We start from the raw sequence: 19,542 nt of genomic DNA on the forward strand, positions 1-19,542 counted from the left end.
CGACCGATCACGCCGCCTTAGCGACGTGATATTCCTTGATGGCGACCATCTTGATCGCCGGGTAACGTTCGGCTTCATAACGAAGCGAAAATGCATCCTGCGCCAGGAAAACCGGATCGCCGTCGAGATCGCGAGCGATATCGCCGCGCCTCGCGGTGATGAACTTTTCGAGTTCTGCCGGCTGGTCGGCCGAAATCCAGCGGCAGACCGAGAAGCGTGCCATGTCGAAGGAGACAGGCAGGCCGTATTCCGCCTGCAGGCGTTCTTTGAGGACATCGAGCTGCAGCGCACCCACGACGCCGACAATGGCGGGCGAGCCGTCTTCCGGCGAGAACAACTGGACGACGCCTTCCTCGGCCATCTGCTGCAGAGCCTCCTTCAGTTTCTTTGCCTTCATCGCATCTTCCAGGCGTACGCGTCGCAGGATTTCCGGCGAGAAGTTCGGCACGCCCTGGAACACCAGCTGTTCGCCTTCGGTCAGCGTGTCGCCGATGCGCAGTGTGCCGTGGTTGGGGATGCCCACCACGTCGCCGGCATAGGCGGTATCGGCAAGCTGGCGTTGCGAGGCGAAGAAGAACTGCGGCGCCGTCAATCCCAGCTGCTTGCCGGTGCGCGCCAGCCGCGCCTTCATGCCGCGCTCCAGCTTTCCGGAGCAGATGCGGGCAAAGGCGATGCGGTCGCGGTGGTTGGGGTCCATGTTCGCCTGGATCTTGAAGACGAAGGCCGTCATCTTGTCGTCGGTCGCGTGAACCGTGCGGGTATCGGCCACCTGGTCGCGCGGCGGCGGAGCGAAATCGCCGAGCGCATTGATGAGATCGCGCACGCCCAGATTCCGAAGCGCCGAGCCGAAGAAGACGGGCGTAAGATGGCCTTCGAGGAAGGCCTTCCTGTCGAAGGGCTTGCAGGCCTCGATCGCCAGCGAGGTTTCCTCGATAAAGGTCTCCCGCTCGTTTTCCGGCAGGCGATGGGCCACCATTTCGGGGCCACTGACCTTGGTCGGGATTTCCTGCGTATCGGCGCCGCGCACCGTATTGTCAGCGAGATTATAGGAGCCGCAGAATGTCTTGGAACGTCCGATCGGCCAGGTGATCGGCGCGCAGTCGAGCGCCAGTTTCTCTTCGACCTCGTCCAGGATCTCGAACGGGTCGCGGCTTTCGCGGTCCATCTTGTTGACGAAGGTGATGATTGGGATATCGCGCATGCGGCAGACTTCGAAGAGCTTCAGCGTTCGCGGCTCGATGCCCTTGGCGGCGTCGATGACCATGACGGCGGCATCGACCGCCGTCAGCGTGCGATAGGTGTCGTCGGCGAAATCCTCGTGGCCCGGTGTGTCGAGAATGTTGAAGACATTGCCGCCATATTCGAAGGTCATCACCGAGGTGACGACCGAAATGCCGCGCTCGCGCTCGATCTTCATCCAGTCGGAACGTGTCTGGATACGGTCCTTCTTGGCCTTCACTTCGCCGGCGAGCTGGATCGCGCCGCCGAACAGCAGCAGCTTTTCGGTCAGCGTGGTCTTGCCCGCATCCGGATGCGCGATAATAGCAAATGTGCGGCGGCGGGAAACCGCCTCGGCGAGACTTTCGGCCATATGTCGAGATTCCTGTGAGTTGCCGCGTATGTAGCGGAGCCGTGGATAACTTGCAATTCGCATTGGCCATGTCGGACCCGGAATTGCTAATGAAAGGCATGACCCTTCACGCAGAGATCAGCCCGTCCCTCAGCCTCGTCCGACTGCCGCATGGCGCGGATATCGCCCTGCCGGTCTACGAGACATCAGGTGCCGCCGGAATGGATCTGCGCGCAGCGGTCGCCGCCGATCGGCCGATGGTGCTCGGGCCGGGCAAGCGGGCGCTGGTGCCGACCGGCTTCATCTTCGAAATTCCGGCAGGCTTCGAGGCGCAGATCCGCCCGCGCTCCGGTCTCGCCTTCAAACATGGGGTGACCTGCCTGAACACGCCCGGCACGATCGACAGCGATTATCGCGGCGAGGTGAAGGTGCTGCTGGTCAATCTCGGCGAAGAGGATTTCATCATCGAGCGCGGCATGCGCATCGCCCAGATGGTGGTGGCTCCGGTGATGCAGGTTTCCGTTCGCGAGGCTTCCGGGACAAGCGAAACCATGCGCGGCACGGGCGGCTTCGGCTCGACGGGCGTTTAAGTGGCGGCCGCTACCGATGATCGCGGATTGACTTTCCGTCAGAATTATTTTGGCGATCCGGCAGCCTGGGCTGCGCTGGTCGCGTTGCTACACGACACATTCAATATCGATGTCGGCATTCAAGATCGGTTCGGTGGGCCGGATCCGACCAGCATGCCGTTTGCCTATTTCGACGAAAATGGTGTTTGCGCCGCCAATTTCAGCGCTTTTTCTATGCCGATGATGATCGATGGTCACCTAGTCAAGGCGGCTGGTTTCCAGTCCGGCGCGGTACGGCCACAATGGCGGGACCGCGGGCTTTTCCGGGATCTGATGAACCGAGCGTTCTGCTGGTGCGACGAACAAGGTTTCGAACTCGGCATTCTTCTGACGGACAAGCCGGCCATGTACCAGCCCTACGGCTTCACGGTTTTGCCGCAGCAACGATTTGTGGGGCCCCCGCCGCAGGTGAAAACGAGATTTACCGGCACGGTGCGTGAACTCTCACTCGACAATGCCCGAGACATTGCTCTGACCTGTCAGGTTTTGCATGAAAGGTCGCCAGTCTCTTCAAGCTTCGCAGTTGCGGCGCAGGCGGAAATGTTCTTGCTCAACAGTGTCTTCGATCCCGGCGTCAGGCTCACCTATCTCGATCCATTCGAGGCGGTGGTCGCTTGGAAAGATGATGGTGCGTCGTTTCAGATTCTCGATGTCGTCGGAAAATCGATCCCATCGCTCTCTGCCATTCTCGGTGTGTTCGATCAGTGCCCTGATCGCGTTGAAGTTTGCTTTTCGCCTGACAAATTGGGCTGGCTGGGCACGCCAGAACCGTTTCCTTCCGATGTCCACCTGATGATCCGGGGGAAAGCCACGGACGGCTTATCCGCCCCTGTCATGCTATCACCGATGGCGGAATTCTGACGCTTACCTGCCGCTGTCAAGCGGCGGCAGGCGACGCTTGACCGGGGTCGATTTGACGATCGAAGTATTGGTCTGGGCGCGCTCGGCGACGCGGTCGAGGATGGTGTCGAGCTGTTCCATGTTGCGCACCAGCAATTTGGCGATGAAGCAGTCGTCGCCGGTCACCTTGTCGCATTCGACGATTTCCGGCGTGTCCTGGATCAGTTTTTCGACGATATGCAGCATGCCCGGCATCGGCCTCACCCGCACGATCGCCTGCAGCACATAGCCCAATGCTGCCGGAACGACGCCGACCGTGAAGCCGGTGATAACGCCGCGATCCTCCAGCCGCCTGAGGCGGTCGGCGGTGCTGGGCGAGGACAGTCCGACAGCGCCGGCCAACTCCTTCAGCGAAATGCGGGCATTGAGCGAGAGAATGTCGAGCAAGCGGCGGTCGAGATCATCAAGCATGGAAGCCTCCATAAGGAGAAAGATATGTCGTGGCTTTCATGTTAAGGCATAATTCCATTAATGCCTACCAAAATCCATATATTCCACGCGGGCGGCGTATTATCTTCCATTCTCGTCAATGGAGTAGATGGAATGGACAAGGACGTGAAGACCGGCAGCATCGAAATGACCGCCGCCATGCTGATCTCGGGCACCATCGGCTGGTTCGTTCTGATGTCGGGACAGCCGGTGATCGATGTGGTTTTTTGGCGTTGCCTCTTTGGTGCGCTGACGCTGATGGCCATCTGCGCCTCGCTCGGGCATTTCCGCGAGGGCATCCTGACCTGGCGGCTGTTCGCGCTGGCGGTCCTCGGCGGCATCGCCATCGTCGTCAATTGGCTGCTTCTGTTCGGCGCCTATTCGCGTGCCTCGATCTCGATTGCCACCATGGTCTACAACACCCAGCCCTTCATGCTGCTCGCCATTGGCGGATTGATTTTCAGGGAAAAGATCACCACCGCCAAGCTTGCCTGGCTCGCCGTGGCCTTTGCCGGCATGGTGGCGATCGTCCAGGCAAAGCCATCCGGCGGTTTCGGTGGTAGCGACTATCTGACGGGCATCGCCATGGCGCTCGGGGCCGCCTTCTTCTATGCGCTGGCAGCGCTGGTCGCCAAACGATTGAAGGGCACGCCACCGCATTTGATCGCGCTGATCCAGGTCGTGACCGGCCTTCTTATGCTCGTTCCCTTCGCGGGCGCGTCCGGCCTGCCGACCGAGGCCCATCAATGGGGTTTGCTGATCGCCATGGGCGTGGTCCACACCGGCCTCATGTATGTGCTGCTCTATGGCGCGATCCAGAAGCTGCCGACGCATCTCACCGGAGCGCTTTCCTTCCTCTATCCGGTCGCAGCCCTTGCCGTCGACCGTCTCGCCTTCGGCCACCAATGGCAGCCGGTTCAGCTTATCGGATCAGTAGCGATCCTGATTGCCGCCGCCGGCATGACTTTCGGCTGGACTTTCATCCGCCCGGCACGGCATCAGGCGGGTTGATCCAGCCTATGGAGAGCGCCAAGCCCTCAAAAATTCATCTCGCCGGCGCGACGCAGTGTGATCGCATGCGCGCCGGCGCTGAAGCCGCCGAGCAGCCGGTTGTGATGGGCGATGATCTGGCTGAAGGTAAGATCGCCCATGTCGCCGGTCGAGTGGCCGTCGGACAGCAGCGTCACGTCATAACCGAGCGAAACCGCCCGGCGTGCGGTGGTATCGACGCAGAATTGCGTCATGCAGCCGCCGATGACGAGATGCGTCACCGACAGACCTTCCAGTTGCTCCTGCAAATCTGTCCCGTGGAAACTGTCGCAGCTGGTCTTGTGGACGACGGTCTCGCCGGGCAGTGGCGCGATTTCATGGCGCAGCGCCCATCCATGCGACGAGCGGGCAAGGGGATCGCCCGGTCCGCCATCATGCTGCACCAGGACGACCGGTATATGCGCGGCCCGCGCTCGCGCCTGGACCGACTGCAGGCGACCGACGGTCTCGTTCAGAGCGGCGTCGATCGCCCCTTGCCGATCGGGCGTGCCTTCGCCTTCCACAATGGCATTCTGGACGTCGATGATGAGGAGGGCTGTGGTCATGTCATGCTCTGGTCTGTTTCGAGGGATTGCGGGAATGTCAGCGGCGGCTTTCCATTGCCATGCGAAGCGCAAGCGCTCCCAGCACGCCGCCCATCAGCCAGCGCTGCACCGAAAGCCAGGCCGGCCGGCTGCCGAGGAAACCGGCAATCGAGCCAGCTGCCAAAACAATGAGGCTGTTGACGCAGATGCTCGTGGCGATCTGGATTGTGCCGAACAGGATGGACTGGGAAAAGACATTGCCGAGCATTGGATCGATGAACTGCGGCAGCAGCGAGAGATAGAGCACGGCGATCTTCGGATTGAGCAGGCTGGTGGCAAAGCCCATCAGGAACAGGCGCCGTGGCCCGTCCTTCGGCAGGCTGCGGACCTCGAAGGCCGACCGTCCGCCGGGACGAAGCGTCTGCCAGGCGAGATAGGCGAGATAGAGCGCACCTGCAAGGCGCAGGATGTCATAGGCATAGGGCACGGCGAAAAGCAGCGCCGTGATGCCGAAGGCGGCCGAAAGCATATAGACTAGGAAGCCGAGGGCAACGCCCGCCAGCGAGATAAGCCCTGCCGACGGGCCCTGGCAGAGCGAGCGGGAGATCAGATAGATCATGTTGGGGCCGGGCGTCAGCACCATGCCGAGCGCGATGAGTGCAAAGGCGGCAAGGCTCGCTGTTTCGGGCATGAACGCTCTCTCCCATCCGGCAGCGCAAGGCAAAAGTTTTCGAGAAGCCGTCATCTCGCTTTAGCGCGGAAAAGGCCGGCCGATCAATGCCCGCCGAATTGTCAGCAGCATGAAAAACGGCTAGATGGAAAATTCGAAACGTGGGAGCCAATGATGAGCCTCGCAACCCTTCTCGCCTATTGCACTGCCCTGTTCATCGCCGCCGCGATTCCCGGCCCCGGCATGACGGCGATCGTCGCACGCGCGCTCGGTTCCGGCTTCCGCGAGACCTTCTTCATGGGGCTCGGGCTTGCGATCGGTGATCTCCTCTATCTGACGGCGGTCATTCTCGGGCTTGCCTTCGTGGCCCAGACATTCACCACCAGCTTCATGGTGCTGAAGATCCTCGGCGCCCTCTATCTCATCTATATCGCCTGGAAACTCTGGACCGCCGGCCTGTTGCCGCAGGATATAAAGGCGAGGAAGAGCACCAGCATGGGTCTCTCCTTTCTCTCCGGTCTGCTGGTCACGCTCGGAAATCCGAAGACCATGCTGTTCTATGTGGCGCTGGTGCCGACGCTGATCGATGTGCAGGCAATCGGCCTCAGCGAATATGCCGTGCTCGTGGGCGCGACCTTCGCCGTGCTGATGGTCGTTCTCATCCCCTATATCCTGCTTGCCTCGCGCGCCCGGCTGCTGTTGAAACAACCACGGGCGCTCAGATCGTTGAACCGGATCGCCGCCGGCATTCTCGGCGGGACCGCCGCCTATATCGCCGCCCGCGTGGCCTGAAAAATCCATCCGGTAATTGCCGAGTTGCGGGCATTTTTTTCCAGGCCGGGTCATGCCGTTGGAGGCGGCACCCTGGCTTGGCGGAGGCTTCGGCCCTATCTTGCCGATAAATTCTGCGGAAAAGGAGAACATCATGTCCGAACAGCGCAAGGCCGGCCGAGGCCGGATCTATTCGTCGATCACCGAGACGATCGGTGATACCCCGATCGTCCGCCTCGACAAGCTGGCAAGCGAAAACGGCGTCAAGGCCAATCTTCTCGCCAAGCTGGAGTTCTTCAATCCGATCGCCTCGGTCAAGGACCGCATCGGCGTGGCGATGATCGAATCGCTCGAGGCCCAGGGCAAGATCGCGCCCGGCCGAACGACGCTGGTCGAGCCGACTTCCGGCAATACCGGGATCGCGCTTGCCTTTGCCGCCGCCGCCAAGGGTTACAAGCTGATCATCGTCATGCCGGAAACCATGTCGGTGGAGCGCCGCAAGATGTTGGCGCTGCTTGGCGCCGAACTGGTGCTGACCGAAGGCCCGAAGGGCATGAAAGGCGCCATTGCCAAGGCCGAGGAACTGGCCGCTGCGCTGCCCGACGCGGTCATTCCCCAGCAATTCGAAAATCTCGCCAATCCTGAAATCCACCGCAAGACGACAGCCGAGGAAATCTGGAACGATACCGATGGCGGCGTCGATATCCTGGTGTCGGGCATCGGCACCGGCGGCACGATCACCGGCGCCGGCCAGGTGCTGAAGGCGCGGAAGCCGTCGGTCCAGATCGTGGCGGTCGAACCGGAAGAATCCGCGATTCTCTCGGGCGGCGCTCCCGGCCCGCACAAGATCCAGGGACTTGGCGCCGGTTTTGCACCGGCGATCCTCGACACGACGGTCTATGACGAGGTGGTCACCGTTAACAGCGCCGAGTCGATCGAAATGGCCCGCCATGTGGCGCGCCTCGAAGGTGTACCGGTCGGCATTTCTTCGGGTGCGGCATTGGCGGCGGCCATCAAGGTCGGCCAACGCCCCGAAAACGAAGGCAAGAACATCGTCGTGATCATACCCTCCTTCGCCGAGCGCTATCTTTCGACGGTGCTGTTCGAAGGCTTGGGTGGCTGAAACTTAAGGTATCTACGGCGGACCGGCTGAGACTCGGTCCGCCTGATAACGCCAGTCGGCGCAAAAGCATTCGAACGTTTCGTCTCTAAAATAAAACAGAAAATGCCTTTGACCGGCATTCGGAGAATGATGGCTTATCCAATCCTGCGGATCGTCGCAGCAGTCGTCATCTCCGATCAGTTCGTAGAAATGGCCCCATTCCGGCGCAACGCGGCTGTAACGGCATTGACCCCGATACCAGCCTTCGTCGTTCGTGAGCCCAAGTCGCCATCGGCTGCAATTGACGAAGGTAATAGTGCCTTTCTGGCCCGGTCTTGCAACATGAATCCACGGATTGAGATAAAAACGCAATTGTATGGAACCTGAGTCAATAATGACTTCCGGAAAGGGAGCATTGGGTTCGGCGTTCCAACCGGTATTCAGCTTCACAAAAGTTGGCTTATTGAACATCACCGGTCACCCAGCATTTAAGCCGCCGCCGTCAGGCGCTCTCCGGCAATGCGGTACGAAATCGCCTCGGCCAGATGGATGCGCCCGACCATCGGCTTTTCGTCGAGATCGGCAAGCGTGCGCGCCACTTTCAGGATACGGTGATAACCGCGGGCCGAGAATTTCAGCTTCTCCGCCGCATCGCGCAGCAATTGCAGCCCGCCCGCATCCGGTTCCGCCATCCTCTCTATCATCGCGGTCGAGCAGCGCGCATTGGAAAGCACATGCGGCAGGCCGAGCGCGATGAAACGGTCCGCCTGGATTTCGCGCGCCCGCGCCACTCGCCTGGCGACGACGGCGCTCGGTTCGGCCGGAGCCGGCCGGATCAGGTCGGCGGCGGTGACCGAGGGCACGTCGATGCGAATGTCGATGCGGTCCATCAGCGGGCCTGAAATGCGGCCCTGGTAATCCGAAACGCAGCGCGGCCCGCGGGAGCAGCTATGGCCCGGCTCGCCTGCCATGCCGCAGCGGCAGGGGTTCATCGCGGCCACCAGCTGGATTGCCGCCGGATAGGTGACGCGGTGATTGGCGCGCGCGATGATGCATTCCGCCGTTTCGAGCGGTTGGCGCAGCGCATCGAGAACCTGCGGGGTGAATTCCGGAAACTCGTCCAGAAACAATACGCCGTTATGGGCAAGCGAGGCCTCGCCGGGCTTGGCGCGCAGGCCGCCGCCGATCATTGCCGCCATGGTCGCCGAATGATGCGGCGTGCGGAAGGGCCGGCGATCGGAAAGCTTGCCGCCTGGCAATTGTCCGGCAATCGAATGGATCATCGAGACTTCGAGCAGTTCGGTCGGAGACAGCGGCGGAAGGATCGACGGCAGGCGGGCGGCCAGCATCGACTTGCCGGAACCGGGCGGGCCGACCATCAGGAGGTTATGGTTTCCGGCCGCCGCCACTTCGAGCGCCCGCTTGGCGCTTTCCTGCCCCTTGATGTCGGCAAGGTCCGGCATGTTGGCGACGCTGGCCCGGATCGTCGGTTCGGGCCGCGACAGGACCTGGGTGCCACGGAAATGATTGGCAAGCGCAATCAGGCTGCGCGGCGCGAGAATATCGATTTCGGCACCGGCCCAGGCGGCCTCGGCGCCGCTGTCTGCCGGGCAGATCAGGCCCTTGCCGAGCCCGTTGGCGCCGATCGCAGCCGGCAGCGCGCCGGCGACGGCGGCGATCGTGCCGTCGAGATTGAGTTCGCCGATGACGACATAGCCACCGAGCGCGTCGGCTGGAATGGCGCCCAGTGCCGCCATCAGACCAAGCGCGATCGGCAGGTCGAAATGGCTGCCCTCCTTCGGCAGGTCGGCGGGGGCGAGATTGACGGTCACCTTCTTGGCCGGCAGCGACAGTCCCGATGCATGAAGCGCTGCCTGGACGCGCTCGCGGCTTTCTGCCACTGCCTTGTCGGGAAGCCCGACGATCTGCATGCCGACCTTGCCGGGCGCGACCATGACCTGGACGTCCACGGGCACACCCTCTATGCCCTGAAATGCAACCGTGCTGACACGCGCGACCATGATTGCCCCTCTTGCCGCGAGGCGAGAGCATGCCCCGCCACCACAACCTTCATCGGTTGTGGTGGAAAATCTTGCACGAATAGCGGAATAAAACAAGAACAATTATCGAACAGAATTGCGGTTTCCAACCGCGCAGATTGCAGCCGGTTGCAATTTGCGAACCGAACGGAACAACCGTGAACATCCCTCGGCTGCATGTGCCGGCGGGAACCAGGGAGCAACTGCCCGCCTGGCTCGTCTCAGGCGCGCTTGCGCTCGATCGCGTCCCAGAGCAGGGCGGCGATATCGGCACCGCCGAACTTCTTGACCTCGCGAAGGCCGGTCGGCGATGTGACGTTGATTTCGGTCATCACGTCGCCGATCACGTCGATCCCCACCAGAAGGAAGCCACGTTCCCTCAGGGCCGGGCCGATCCGTGCGCAGATTTCCTTTTCGCGGGTGGTGAGTTCCGCCGGCTCGGGCTTTCCACCCGCATGCATGTTGGAGCGGGCGTCGTGCTCCGCTGGCACGCGATTGATCGCGCCAACGGGTTCGCCGTCGACGAGAAGGATGCGCTTGTCGCCCTTGCGCACCGCCGGCAGATATTCCTGCGCGATGAAGGGTTCGCGGAACATCTGGCCGAACATTTCGAGCAGCGACGACATGTTGCGATCGTCGCGGGTCGAATGGAAGACACCGGCGCCGCCATTGCCGTAGAGCGGCTTGAGGATGATATCGCCCATCTCCGCCCGGAAGCTGGCGATTTCTGCTGGATCGCGGGTGATCAGCGTCTTCGGCATCAGGTCGGGAAATTCGGTGACGAAGATCTTTTCCGGCGAATTGCGCACCCAGGCCGGATCATTGACGACGAGCGTCTTCGGATGGATGCGCTCCAGAAGATGGGTGGAGGTGATATAGGCCATGTCGAAGGGCGGGTCCTGGCGCAGGAGCACCACGTCCATGGTCGAAAGATCAATGCGCTCGGGCTCGCCCAGCGTGTAGTGATCGCCCTTGACGTCGCGCAGGCTCATCGGCTCGACGGTGGCAATCACCTTGCCGTCGCGCAGCGAAAGCTGGTTCGGCGTGTAATGGAAAAGCTTGTAGCCGCGCTCTTGCGCTTCCATGCTCATGGCGAAGCTGCTGTCGCCGGCAATATTAATGCCCGAGACGTGATCCATCTGGACCGCGACATTCACAATTTTCGCCATGCGATGATCCCCTTTTGCGCCCGGAACATTTAAGATGCCGGACGGCCAAAGGCAACGGGGCGCGCCATCTTTTAGGACGGCATGTCAGGCGGCGAGGCCACCGCGAAGCCCGCCGCGCAGCATGTCGCGTACCTTGTAGGCCAACGCGATCGGTGCCGGAAACTGCTTACGGCAGAAGGCGACCTTGCGGACATAGTCGTCGATCCGCCAGGTTGCCCAGGTGTCGCCCGAAAAATAGCCGATATCGCCGGCGCGCAAGGTTTGCTCCGAGCCGTCCTCGGCCGTCACATGCACCGAGCCCTCAAGGATGACCACCGTCTCGTCCCAGCCGAAATACCAGCGGAATTCTCCGGCGGTGCAATCCCAGACCGCCGTCGTTGCCGCATCGTCATTACTGCGCGAGTGAAGCGCCAGCCGGGCTTTCGGGGCACCGGAAAGAACCCAGGATGGGTCGATCGGCGCTGCCTGCATGTCGAGATTGTCGATGGACTGCGCCACCAGTGGCCCGGACCGCGCCGGAACATAATAAGGTACCTGACGCACGGCCATGGCCATTGCGCTGGCGATCAAAAATTTTACGGCCATCGGCCTCTCCCTTTCCTGTCCCCTTGGCGAGATCTAGCAGACAAGAGTAGAGGGAGATTTTCATAATTCGTTCGCATTTTAGCGATCGCTGCATCGGCAGGCGAATACCGGGCATTTTATAGGCTGATGGCTCAGAAGGCGTCCGGTAGATGCACCGGCCAGCGCCAGGGCCGAACCGAGATGATATCGTAGCGCAGCGAAAGCCGCGCCGCATCCGGCTGTTTCGCCAGCCAGAGATCGCTCGCCGAGCGAATGCGGCGCTGGGCGCTGTTGGAAACGGCAAAGACGGAGGCTTCGAGCGAAGTTCGAGCCTTGACCTCGACGCAGGCGACCAGATCGCCCTTGCGGGCGATGATATCGATCTCGCCCAGCTTCGTCCGGTAGCGGAAGGCGACGATGCGGTAACCCTTGAGGATGAGCGCAAAGGCCGCGCGATATTCCGCAAGCGCCCCGCGCCGCAGCGCCTGCAGCTTTTTTCGGGCGGGCTGCTCAGCTCTCATCTCGCGCCTTGAGTTGAAGCAGCCGGTCATAGAGGATCTTGCGATTGAGGCCTGTCTGCTTCGCCGCCTCGGTCGCCGCCTTGCCGGTCGGCATGTCCTTGATCAGCGCCGTGAGAAGCGCATCGACATCGTCTTCATCCGGTGCCGCGGGCGCATCCGGCGGACCGATGACCAGCACGATCTCGCCTTTGACGGTTGCACCCTCGTCGTAGAAAGCCTTGAGCTCAAAAAGCGTGCCGCGGCGGAATTCCTCGAAGGTCTTGGTCAGCTCCCGGCAGACGGTCGCCCGGCGATCAGGCCCCAAGACATCATGGGCTGCAACCACCGTTGCGGCGATCCGGTGGGGCGATTCAAAGAACAGCAGCGTTGCGGGAATGGCGGCGAGCTCCGCCAGCCGGTCGCGGCGGGCCTTGTCCTTGGAAGGAAGAAAGCCAGCGAACAGGAAGGTCTCGTTGGAGAGGCCGGAACCGACGAGAGCCGCAAGCGGCGCCGAAGGGCCGGGAATGGGGATGACGCGGTGACCGGCCTCGATGGCTGCCTGGCCGAGCCGGTAACCGGGATCGGAAACGAGCGGCGTGCCGGCATCGGAGACCAGAGCGACAGACTTCCCGGCTTCGAGAGCCGCGATCAGGCGCGGGCCGGCCTCGTCGGCATTGTGTTCATGATAGGCATAGGGCCGGTTGACGATGCCGTACCGGTCGAGCAGCACGCGCGTCACGCGGGTGTCCTCGCAGGCGAGCACATCGGCGCCGGCCAGCGTTTCCAGCGCCCGCAGGGTAATGTCCGAGAGATTGCCGATCGGCGTTGCAACGAGATAGAGCGCCGGCTCCAGCGGACGGGCAGGCACGGCGATGTTTTGGATCCGATAGGTCCTTTGCCTGTCGCTCGCTCCGGTGTTGCCGTCTGACTGATGTTCCACGATACATTCTTTCTCTGTGCTGCCGCCATTCCTTATGGGCGAGCCAGGCGGTGGCGGCAAGAGCCGGCCGGCGGCGCGCTCTTGCACATGTTCAGGCATTGTGGTGCAAAATTCATCGTTCTGGCGGATGGGCGATTGCGGAATGTCATGAGAAACATGAGGATGTGCCAATCGAAGGGAAGCGGATATGGCGAGGCTTGTGTTTGGAATGAACCAGTCGCTCGACGGCTACGTCGATCATATGGCGTTTGCGCCCGGCCCGTTGCTGTTTCGCCACTTTATCGAAGAAGCGGAGCGTCAGGCGGGCAGTCTATACGGTCGCCGGATCTACGAGATCATGCGGTATTGGGACGATGAGCATCCGGAATGGGGCGCGGAGGAGCGGGCCTTTGCGGCGGCATGGCGCAAGCAAACGAAATGGGTCGTTTCGCGTTCGCTGACCTCCGTCGGGCCTAATGCCCGGCTTGTCTCCGGCGATCTTGAAGGCACGATCCGCAGGTTGAAATCCGAACGCGACGGGGAGATCGAGGTTGCCGGCCCGGAACTGGCGCAGAGTCTCGGCGAGCTTGGCCTGATCGATGAGTATCGGATCTATCTGCATCCGGTCGTAATTGGTCACGGCAAGCCCTATTTCGCCGGGTCACGGCCCCGGCTCCGTCTTGTTGCGCATGACCTGATGACCGAGGATGTGATCCGGCTGACTTATGTTCCTGCCTGAACTTCCGCAGTGTCGGGGGCTTCGCCGGCAAGTCCTGCAGGATACTGGGGAATATTGGCATTGTCGTTGACAATCGTCCCGACAATCCGGCGATAGCGCTTGCTTTTGGCGGCCTGTTTCTGCCATTTTGCCCCTCCACATCTTTCCCGTCCGAAAGCGGGCTCTTCAAAAGTTCAAGCCGGGAGGCGCGGCCCGCCCGGCGATGGTTGAAAGCGGTAGCATCCCATGCGCATTACTCTCGAGCGGTCCAATCTCCTGAAGTCGCTGAACCACGTTCATCGCGTGGTAGAGCGGCGCAACACCATCCCGATCCTCTCGAACGTTCTTCTGCGCGCCGACGGTGCCAATCTCGAGATGAAGGCAACCGACCTCGACCTCGAAATCACCGAGGCGACGCCGGCGCAGGTGGAACAGGCAGGCGCGACCACGGTGCCGGCACACCTGCTCTATGACATCGTCCGCAAGCTGCCGGATGGTTCGGAAGTGGCGCTCGCCACCAATGCCGAGGGCACGGCGATGACGGTGCAGTCCGGCCGCTCGAAATTCTCGCTGCAATGCCTGCCGCAATCGGATTTCCCGGACCTGACCGCCGGTGCCTTCTCCCATACCTTCAAGATGAAGGCGACGGATCTGAAGATGCTGATCGACCGCACCCAGTTCGCGATCTCGACGGAGGAAACCCGCTATTATCTGAACGGCATCTATATCCACACCATCGAAAGCAAGGGGCAGTTGAAGCTGCGCGCCGTCGCCACCGACGGCCACCGGCTGGCGCGCGCCGATCTCGAGGCCCCGTCGGGCGCGGAAGGCATGCCGGGCATCATCATCCCGCGCAAGACCGTCAGCGAATTGCAGAAGCTGGTCGACAATCCCGACGTCACCGTCACCGTCGAGGTCTCGGATGCCAAGATTCGGCTGACGATCGGCTCGATCGTCATGACCTCGAAACTGATCGACGGCACCTTCCCGGACTATCAGCGCGTCATCCCGGCCAATAACGACAAGGAGCTGAAGATCGACTGCCAGTCCTTCGCGCAGGCCGTCGACCGTGTCTCGACGATCTCCTCCGAGCGCGGCCGCGCCGTGAAGCTGGCTCTCGCCGATGGGCAGTTGACGCTGACCGTCAACAACCCGGATTCCGGCAGCGCGACGGAAGAACTGCCCGTGGGCTATGACAGCGACCCGCTTGAAATCGGCTTCAACGCCAAATACCTGCTCGACATCACCGCCCAGCTTTCCGGCACGGATGCCGTCTTCATGCTGGCCGATGCCGGTTCGCCCACTCTGGTGCGCGACATGGCTGGCGACGATGCGCTCTACGTGCTGATGCCGATGCGCGTCTAGCGTCCCCCACGATTCAACCTTCAAGGCGGCCGGAACGATCTTCGGCCGTTTTTCGTTGTCGCTCCAACGGACAAGAGTGAGGGCGATGGCGGGCAGGGTGCGTATCGGGATATCCGGTTGGAACTATCCGCCCTGGCGCGGTGGGTTCTATCCGAAGGGTCTTCGCCAGAAGGACGAGCTTTCGCATGCCGCCCGGCAGTTCGGGTCGATCGAGATCAACGGCACTTTCTACGGCCTCCAGCAGCCCGAAAGCTTCATTCGCTGGCGGGACGAGACGCCGGAGGATTTCATCTTCTCCGTCAAGGGACCACGCTACATCACCCATGAGTTGAGGTTGAAGGAGGTCGAGACGCCGCTTGCCAATTTCCTCGCCTCTGGCCTCCTGGCACTCGGCTCGAAGCTTGGGCCGATCCTCTGGCAATTCCCGCCTTCGATGAGATTCGATGCCGGCAGGTTTCAGCAGTTTCTCGGCATGCTGCCGCACACCGCACAGGAAGCGCTCGCGCTGGCGAGACGACATGACGATCACGTTGCCGGTCGAACCTGGCTCCAATTCGATGGAAAGCAGCAGATTCGGCACGCGGTGGAAATCCGCCATCCAAGCTTCAAGACGCCGGGGTTCATCCAACTGCTGCGGCGCCACGATATCGCGCTTGTCTGTGCCGATGCCGTCGATTGGCCGTTGCTCACCGACCTCACCTCCGATTTCGTCTATTGCCGCCTTCATGGCGCCGAAGAGCTTTATGTCAGCGGGTATGATGACGAAGCACTCGACCGCTGGGCGGCGCGTATTCGCCTGTGGGCGCGGGGCGAGGACCCGGAGGATGGGGAGCATGTCGTGGAGCGGTCGCAGCGCTTTGCCGCCGGCCGCGATGTCTTTGTCTATTTCGACAACACGTTCAAAAAATCCATGGCGCCGATAAACGCAACCGATCTTCGCCATCGGATTGACCGCAGGAACTGCGAGTGAGCTGTTGGCCTATGGATTTTATGGCGTGAAACGACTTGTTTTTGTCGCTGTTGGCAACACATAATCGTTTCGGGATGACGCTGGATTCAAGACGGCAGGCATGATGCGCTGTTGTACACAGGCGGCCCATGGGTGGAGAGATACGCATGAATTTTCGTCTGAAAGAACGGCTGGGCAGGAAGTTCGACGAGGAAATCCGGTTCTTCAAGGGCTGGAAGAGCAATATGAAGGCGGTCGGCGCCATCATCCCGACATCAGGCGTGACGGCCCGCAGAATGGCCAGCGTCATCAATCCGCATTCGGGCCTGCCTGTCTTGGAGCTGGGGGCCGGCACCGGAGTCATCACCAAGGCCATCCTGGAAAAGGGTGTGAAGCCGGAGAACCTCGTCTCCATCGAATTTTCCACCGATTTCTTCCAGCATCTCGTCAGGACCTTTCCCGGCGTCGATTTCATCAATGGCGATGCCTTCGATCTCGATAACACGCTCGGCGCCCGCAACGGCCAGCAGTTCGACAGCGTCATTTCCGCCGTGCCCCTCCTCAATTTCCCCATGCAGCGCCGCGTGGCGCTGATCGAGGATCTTCTGTCGCGGGTGCCGGCCGGACGGCCGGTCATCCAGATTTCCTACGGTCCCCTGTCGCCGGTGGTCGCAATGCCGGATCGCTACCAGATTTCCCATTTCGATTTCGTCGTGCGAAACATCCCGCCGGCGCAACTGTGGGTCTACCGCAAGGTCGATTGATCGATGTTCGGTATCTACCTGACCCATCCGCAAATCCGCATCGAGCCGGATGTGCCCGTTCCGCGCTGGGGCTTGTCCGATCTCGGTATCACGCGAGCCGAGGCTGCGGCGCGATCTGTCTGGGCGTCTGCCTTGAGACGCATTCTTTCCAGTGACGAGACCAAGGCGCTGGAAACGGCGGAGATAGTGGCGCGGGCAGGCGGCGCGAAGGTCGAGGTGCTGGAGCATTCCGGCGAAAACGACCGATCGGCCACCGGTTTCCTGGTGCCGGATGAATTCGAGAAGGCGGCGGATTGGTTCTTTGCCCATCCGCAAGAGAGTTTCGACGGCTGGGAGCGCGCCGTGGATGCGCAGGCCCGCATCGTTTCCGCGGTGACCTCGGTGCTCGAGCGGCATGATCCGAGCCAGCCGATCGCCTTTGTCGGCCATGGCGGCGTCGGAACGCTGTTGAAATGTCATCTGGCCGGGTTGCCGATCGTGCGCAGCCACGACCAGCCCGCGGGCGGCGGCAATCTCTTTGCTTTTTCCCTTGCGGACCGATCCCTCGCATGCGACTGGACCGCCATGGAACTCTGGCAGGGATGGCAGCAATGAGTTTGACCGCGCGCGACCGGCTTATCGTCGGTCTTGATCTTCCCACTATCGGCGAGGCCGAGACGATCGTCAGGGCGCTCGGCGACGATGTGCTGTTCTACAAGATCGGCTACCAGCTGGTTTTTGCCGGCGGGCTCGAATTTGCCCGCGATCTGGCCGCCGACGGCAAGAAAATCTTTCTCGACATGAAGCTGCTCGACATCGACAACACGGTCGCCAAGGGTGTCGAGAACATCGCCCGGATGGGCATGTCCATGCTAACGCTGCATGCCTATCCGAAGGCCATGCGGGCCGCGGTCGAGGCGGCGGCCGGTTCCGGTCTCTGCCTGCTTGGCGTCACCGTGCTCACCTCCATGGACGAACAGGACGTGATCGACGCCGGCTACGAATATGATCCGCATACGCTGGTGCTGCGCCGCGCCGAGCAGGCGCGGGCCGCCGGCATGGGTGGTATCGTCTGCTCGGCTGAAGAATCGGCTGCCGTCCGCAAGATCGTCGGCCCGGATATGGCGATCGTCACGCCGGGCATCCGGCCGGCCGGAAGCGACCGGGGCGACCAGAAGCGCGTGATGACGCCGGCCGATGCGCTCAAAGCCGGTTCGAGCCATCTCGTCGTTGCCCGCCCGATCGTCAAGGCCGCCGATCCGAAAGCCGCCGCCCTTGCCATTCTTGCGGAAATGAGCGGCACGCTGCGGGTTTAGCTATTCGCCATTGTCGTCGACCGTGTTGGTGTCGTCATCATTGCGGATCAGCGAAGGTCCTCCCCCGATAAGACGATTTCCGGTGACGGTGTTGAACTTCGCGAAATCGAGCGAACTGGCGCTGCTGCCGAACGGATAGTCCGGATCTCGGAAACAATAGAACCGGGCGCCATTGCGCGAGTTCAGCCACACCGCCGGCTGCGAGAAGAACGATGCCCGGTAGCGGAAGACATTGCCGGAAATGACATTGTGCTGCGGTGCCTGATGGCGGATCGTGCCGCCTTCGCCGCAATTGCGGTAGAGAAAAATGCCGCCGCCGACCGGATCGTCGAAGCGATTGCCGGAAATCACGTTATAGGCGGACCCATCGACGGCGATCTGTTCCCGTGACTTTGTCGTTACGGAAAATCTATTGTCGATGATGGTATTGCGCGCCGATTCCGCATCGAGATAGAGCGCCGTGCCGTTGCTGTGCCCGGCGATCGTCGATCGGCGCAAGGTGACACCGGTGACTCCCGGCCCCAGATAAAGCGGGATGCGGCCGTCGGCGATCAGCGTCAGGCCGGAAAGCGTGATCCGTGTTGGCGCCGAAGCTTGCGCATGGCCAGTGTGGTCACGATTGTAAGAGGATTGTTTCACCGCCTTTGCCTGGCCGTTGGTGCCAAGCCCCTGCAAGCGGATCGCTCCCTTGACGATGCAATTGCGCAGGGTGATGTCCGTCGGCACGCTCCAGTCACCGGTCCGGGTTTTCGTCGAGCGGATCAGCACCAGGCTGGATTTGCCGGAATTGATCGTGCCTGGCGATCCGTCCAGCGTTGCTCCCTGGCAGTCGATCACGGCCCCGGAGGCTCGGGCGCCGGAAAAGAAAATGCGCTTGGTCACGACATCCGTGGGAGCAAGGGTGAGGCTGCAGCGGATTTCGATGCTGGCCGCCTGTTTCGTCGCCGGCGCCCTCAAGGCTGCAAGGATGCGAGGGGAGCATTGGTCCGGGCTGGCCGCGGCCTGGTCCGCATTGCCGAGATAGAGGCTCAATACGGTGAGAAGCAGGCAGGCAACCGGCCATGGCGGAAATGCCGGCATTTTCCTGTCTCCACGTCGCGCCGGCTTTCCGCTTCTCATCCCGTTTCCTCGTTGCCGGCTGCATATATACGGCAGTTGTGCCGGAAGCTTGACCGGGCATGCAAATTGGCCGATGAAATTTCCAACGTAATGCCGGGTTTCCGGTGATGGCAAGGGAGGTGATCATGGCCAAGGGATACTGGATTGCGCGGGTCGATGTCCGCGATATCGAGCGCTACAAGGACTATGTGGCCGCGGCAAAGCCGGCCTTCGAGAAATACGGCGCCCATTTCCTTGCCCGCGGCGGCGCTTGCGAGCGTCTGGAGGGCGATGTCCGCGCCCGTAACGTGGTGATCGAATTCCCTTCGCTGCAGGCAGCGGTCGATTGCTACAATTCGCCTGAATACCAGATCGCCGCCGCGATCCGCCAGGAAGTGGCCGATGCCGAAATGGTGGTCGTCGAAGGCGTCTGAGACATCGCGAAGCTGCGGCGGAATGCGGCGGGCAGCCGTTGTGATAAGCCTTCCCGTCGCCCGATGATTGGGCTATGTAGCTC

The 19,542-nt window shown here is 61.7% G+C and carries 23 protein-coding genes; 12 read left to right on the forward strand and 11 right to left on the reverse strand.

Features of this window, described 5'->3' with window-relative positions; genetic code table 11:
- Positions 1-7 precede the first annotated feature (7 nt).
- Positions 8-1,591 (reverse strand): peptide chain release factor 3, encoded by a 1,584-nt coding sequence (locus ASD31_RS19310; protein WP_056337692.1) that lies wholly within the window; start codon positions 1,589-1,591, stop codon positions 8-10.
- Between the two features lie 98 nt (positions 1,592-1,689).
- Between ASD31_RS19310 and dut the strand changes: the two genes are divergently transcribed.
- Together dut and ASD31_RS19320 are read left to right on the forward strand one after the other, a co-directional pair.
- Positions 1,690-2,160: a dUTP diphosphatase gene (gene dut / locus ASD31_RS19315; protein ID WP_056338238.1), complete on the forward strand. Its 471-nt coding sequence runs from the start codon at positions 1,690-1,692 to the stop codon at positions 2,158-2,160.
- Complete coding sequence (locus tag ASD31_RS19320; RefSeq protein ID WP_056337695.1) at positions 2,161-3,060, forward strand: GNAT family N-acetyltransferase; 900 nt, start codon at positions 2,161-2,163, stop codon at positions 3,058-3,060.
- Between the two features lie 3 nt (positions 3,061-3,063).
- On the opposite strand, the gene ASD31_RS19325 is transcribed toward ASD31_RS19320, so the two are convergent.
- Entirely contained in the window at positions 3,064-3,510 is a 447-nt protein-coding gene (locus tag ASD31_RS19325; RefSeq protein WP_056338240.1) for an Lrp/AsnC family transcriptional regulator, read from the reverse strand.
- Positions 3,511-3,642: 132 nt separating this feature from the next.
- On the opposite strand from ASD31_RS19325, the gene ASD31_RS19330 reads away from it, so the two are divergent.
- Positions 3,643-4,539, forward strand: a complete 897-nt coding sequence (locus ASD31_RS19330) for a DMT family transporter (RefSeq protein ID WP_056337698.1) — start codon at positions 3,643-3,645, stop codon at positions 4,537-4,539.
- 26 nt (positions 4,540-4,565) lie between these two features.
- Here the strand turns inward: ASD31_RS19330 and ASD31_RS19335 are convergent, their stop codons facing one another.
- Both ASD31_RS19335 and ASD31_RS19340 read right to left on the reverse strand, forming a co-directional pair.
- Positions 4,566-5,123, reverse strand: a complete 558-nt coding sequence (locus ASD31_RS19335) for a cysteine hydrolase family protein (RefSeq protein ID WP_056337701.1) — start codon at positions 5,121-5,123, stop codon at positions 4,566-4,568.
- Positions 5,124-5,160: 37 nt separating this feature from the next.
- Entirely contained in the window at positions 5,161-5,793 is a 633-nt protein-coding gene (locus ASD31_RS19340; RefSeq protein ID WP_056337704.1) for a LysE family translocator, read from the reverse strand.
- A gap of 153 nt (positions 5,794-5,946) precedes the next feature.
- Here ASD31_RS19340 and ASD31_RS19345 point away from each other — a divergent pair, with 153 nt between their 5' ends.
- Together ASD31_RS19345 and cysK are read left to right on the forward strand one after the other, a co-directional pair.
- The gene (locus tag ASD31_RS19345) at positions 5,947-6,564 is read left to right on the forward strand and encodes a LysE family translocator (protein WP_056338243.1); all 618 of its coding nucleotides are present in this window, start codon (positions 5,947-5,949) and stop codon (positions 6,562-6,564) included.
- Positions 6,565-6,697: 133 nt separating this feature from the next.
- Positions 6,698-7,666 (forward strand): cysteine synthase A, encoded by a 969-nt coding sequence (cysK, locus tag ASD31_RS19350; RefSeq protein WP_056337706.1) that lies wholly within the window; start codon positions 6,698-6,700, stop codon positions 7,664-7,666.
- Positions 7,667-7,678: 12 nt separating this feature from the next.
- Here the strand turns inward: cysK and ASD31_RS25600 are convergent, their stop codons facing one another.
- From ASD31_RS25600 to rsmI, 6 genes are all read right to left on the reverse strand, one after another.
- On the reverse strand, positions 7,679-8,116 hold the full coding sequence (locus ASD31_RS25600) for a hypothetical protein (protein WP_082520634.1): 438 nt from the start codon (positions 8,114-8,116) through the stop codon (positions 7,679-7,681).
- 17 nt (positions 8,117-8,133) lie between these two features.
- The gene (locus ASD31_RS19355) at positions 8,134-9,666 is read right to left on the reverse strand and encodes a YifB family Mg chelatase-like AAA ATPase (RefSeq protein WP_056337711.1); all 1,533 of its coding nucleotides are present in this window, start codon (positions 9,664-9,666) and stop codon (positions 8,134-8,136) included.
- Positions 9,667-9,905: 239 nt separating this feature from the next.
- Positions 9,906-10,853, reverse strand: a complete 948-nt coding sequence (gene gshB, locus ASD31_RS19360) for a glutathione synthase (RefSeq protein WP_056337714.1) — start codon at positions 10,851-10,853, stop codon at positions 9,906-9,908.
- A gap of 84 nt (positions 10,854-10,937) precedes the next feature.
- A complete protein-coding gene (locus ASD31_RS19365; protein ID WP_056337716.1) occupies positions 10,938-11,438 on the reverse strand; it encodes a cupin domain-containing protein in 501 nt (166 codons plus the stop codon).
- A gap of 131 nt (positions 11,439-11,569) precedes the next feature.
- Complete coding sequence (locus tag ASD31_RS19370) at positions 11,570-11,938, reverse strand: YraN family protein (RefSeq protein ID WP_056337719.1); 369 nt, start codon at positions 11,936-11,938, stop codon at positions 11,570-11,572.
- Positions 11,928-12,857 (reverse strand): 16S rRNA (cytidine(1402)-2'-O)-methyltransferase, encoded by a 930-nt coding sequence (gene rsmI / locus ASD31_RS19375; protein ID WP_056337722.1) that lies wholly within the window; start codon positions 12,855-12,857, stop codon positions 11,928-11,930. The genes ASD31_RS19370 and rsmI overlap by 11 nt, the downstream gene beginning before the upstream one ends.
- Positions 12,858-13,044: 187 nt before the next feature.
- Here rsmI and ASD31_RS19380 point away from each other — a divergent pair, with 187 nt between their 5' ends.
- The 6 genes from ASD31_RS19380 (at position 13,045) to pyrF (ending at position 17,927) form a co-directional block, all read left to right on the forward strand.
- Entirely contained in the window at positions 13,045-13,575 is a 531-nt protein-coding gene (locus tag ASD31_RS19380; RefSeq protein WP_056337725.1) for a dihydrofolate reductase family protein, read from the forward strand.
- 225 nt (positions 13,576-13,800) lie between these two features.
- A complete protein-coding gene (gene dnaN / locus ASD31_RS19385; protein ID WP_056337728.1) occupies positions 13,801-14,919 on the forward strand; it encodes a DNA polymerase III subunit beta in 1,119 nt (372 codons plus the stop codon).
- A gap of 76 nt (positions 14,920-14,995) precedes the next feature.
- Positions 14,996-15,889: a DUF72 domain-containing protein gene (locus ASD31_RS19390; RefSeq protein ID WP_413813824.1), complete on the forward strand. Its 894-nt coding sequence runs from the start codon at positions 14,996-14,998 to the stop codon at positions 15,887-15,889.
- A gap of 146 nt (positions 15,890-16,035) precedes the next feature.
- Positions 16,036-16,632 (forward strand): phospholipid N-methyltransferase PmtA, encoded by a 597-nt coding sequence (gene pmtA, locus ASD31_RS19395; RefSeq protein WP_056337734.1) that lies wholly within the window; start codon positions 16,036-16,038, stop codon positions 16,630-16,632.
- A gap of 3 nt (positions 16,633-16,635) precedes the next feature.
- On the forward strand, positions 16,636-17,226 hold the full coding sequence (locus tag ASD31_RS19400) for a histidine phosphatase family protein (protein ID WP_056337738.1): 591 nt from the start codon (positions 16,636-16,638) through the stop codon (positions 17,224-17,226).
- 2 nt (positions 17,227-17,228) lie between these two features.
- A complete protein-coding gene (gene pyrF, locus ASD31_RS19405) occupies positions 17,229-17,927 on the forward strand; it encodes an orotidine-5'-phosphate decarboxylase (RefSeq protein WP_162251170.1) in 699 nt (232 codons plus the stop codon).
- Here pyrF and ASD31_RS19410 read toward each other — a convergent pair whose 3' ends face one another.
- Complete coding sequence (locus ASD31_RS19410) at positions 17,928-19,007, reverse strand: NosD domain-containing protein (RefSeq protein WP_056337745.1); 1,080 nt, start codon at positions 19,005-19,007, stop codon at positions 17,928-17,930.
- A gap of 164 nt (positions 19,008-19,171) precedes the next feature.
- Here ASD31_RS19410 and ASD31_RS19415 point away from each other — a divergent pair, with 164 nt between their 5' ends.
- On the forward strand, positions 19,172-19,459 hold the full coding sequence (locus tag ASD31_RS19415; RefSeq protein ID WP_056338247.1) for a DUF1330 domain-containing protein: 288 nt from the start codon (positions 19,172-19,174) through the stop codon (positions 19,457-19,459).
- Positions 19,460-19,542: the final 83 nt, after the last annotated feature.

Source organism: Rhizobium sp. Root482, from assembly GCF_001426565.1.
Lineage (GTDB): Bacteria > Pseudomonadota > Alphaproteobacteria > Rhizobiales > Rhizobiaceae > Pararhizobium.

Bases quoted from the DNA above. Each gene is read 5' to 3' on its own strand.
- ASD31_RS19310 (WP_056337692.1), bottom strand. From the start codon at position 1,591: ATGGCCGAAAGTCTCGCCGAGGCGGTTTCCCGCCGCCGCACATTTGCT.
- dut (WP_056338238.1), top strand. From the start codon at position 1,690: ATGACCCTTCACGCAGAGATCAGCCCGTCCCTCAGCCTCGTCCGACTG.
- ASD31_RS19325 (WP_056338240.1), bottom strand. From the start codon at position 3,510: ATGCTTGATGATCTCGACCGCCGCTTGCTCGACATTCTCTCGCTCAAT.
- ASD31_RS19330 (WP_056337698.1), top strand. From the start codon at position 3,643: ATGGACAAGGACGTGAAGACCGGCAGCATCGAAATGACCGCCGCCATG.
- ASD31_RS19335 (WP_056337701.1), bottom strand. From the start codon at position 5,123: ATGACCACAGCCCTCCTCATCATCGACGTCCAGAATGCCATTGTGGAA.
- ASD31_RS19340 (WP_056337704.1), bottom strand. From the start codon at position 5,793: ATGCCCGAAACAGCGAGCCTTGCCGCCTTTGCACTCATCGCGCTCGGC.
- ASD31_RS19345 (WP_056338243.1), top strand. From the start codon at position 5,947: ATGAGCCTCGCAACCCTTCTCGCCTATTGCACTGCCCTGTTCATCGCC.
- cysK (WP_056337706.1), top strand. From the start codon at position 6,698: ATGTCCGAACAGCGCAAGGCCGGCCGAGGCCGGATCTATTCGTCGATC.
- ASD31_RS25600 (WP_082520634.1), bottom strand. From the start codon at position 8,116: ATGTTCAATAAGCCAACTTTTGTGAAGCTGAATACCGGTTGGAACGCC.
- ASD31_RS19355 (WP_056337711.1), bottom strand. From the start codon at position 9,666: ATGGTCGCGCGTGTCAGCACGGTTGCATTTCAGGGCATAGAGGGTGTG.
- gshB (WP_056337714.1), bottom strand. From the start codon at position 10,853: ATGGCGAAAATTGTGAATGTCGCGGTCCAGATGGATCACGTCTCGGGC.
- ASD31_RS19365 (WP_056337716.1), bottom strand. From the start codon at position 11,438: ATGGCCGTAAAATTTTTGATCGCCAGCGCAATGGCCATGGCCGTGCGT.
- ASD31_RS19370 (WP_056337719.1), bottom strand. From the start codon at position 11,938: ATGAGAGCTGAGCAGCCCGCCCGAAAAAAGCTGCAGGCGCTGCGGCGC.
- ASD31_RS19380 (WP_056337725.1), top strand. From the start codon at position 13,045: ATGGCGAGGCTTGTGTTTGGAATGAACCAGTCGCTCGACGGCTACGTC.
- dnaN (WP_056337728.1), top strand. From the start codon at position 13,801: ATGCGCATTACTCTCGAGCGGTCCAATCTCCTGAAGTCGCTGAACCAC.
- pmtA (WP_056337734.1), top strand. From the start codon at position 16,036: ATGAATTTTCGTCTGAAAGAACGGCTGGGCAGGAAGTTCGACGAGGAA.
- ASD31_RS19400 (WP_056337738.1), top strand. From the start codon at position 16,636: ATGTTCGGTATCTACCTGACCCATCCGCAAATCCGCATCGAGCCGGAT.
- ASD31_RS19410 (WP_056337745.1), bottom strand. From the start codon at position 19,007: ATGCCGGCATTTCCGCCATGGCCGGTTGCCTGCCTGCTTCTCACCGTA.
- ASD31_RS19415 (WP_056338247.1), top strand. From the start codon at position 19,172: ATGGCCAAGGGATACTGGATTGCGCGGGTCGATGTCCGCGATATCGAG.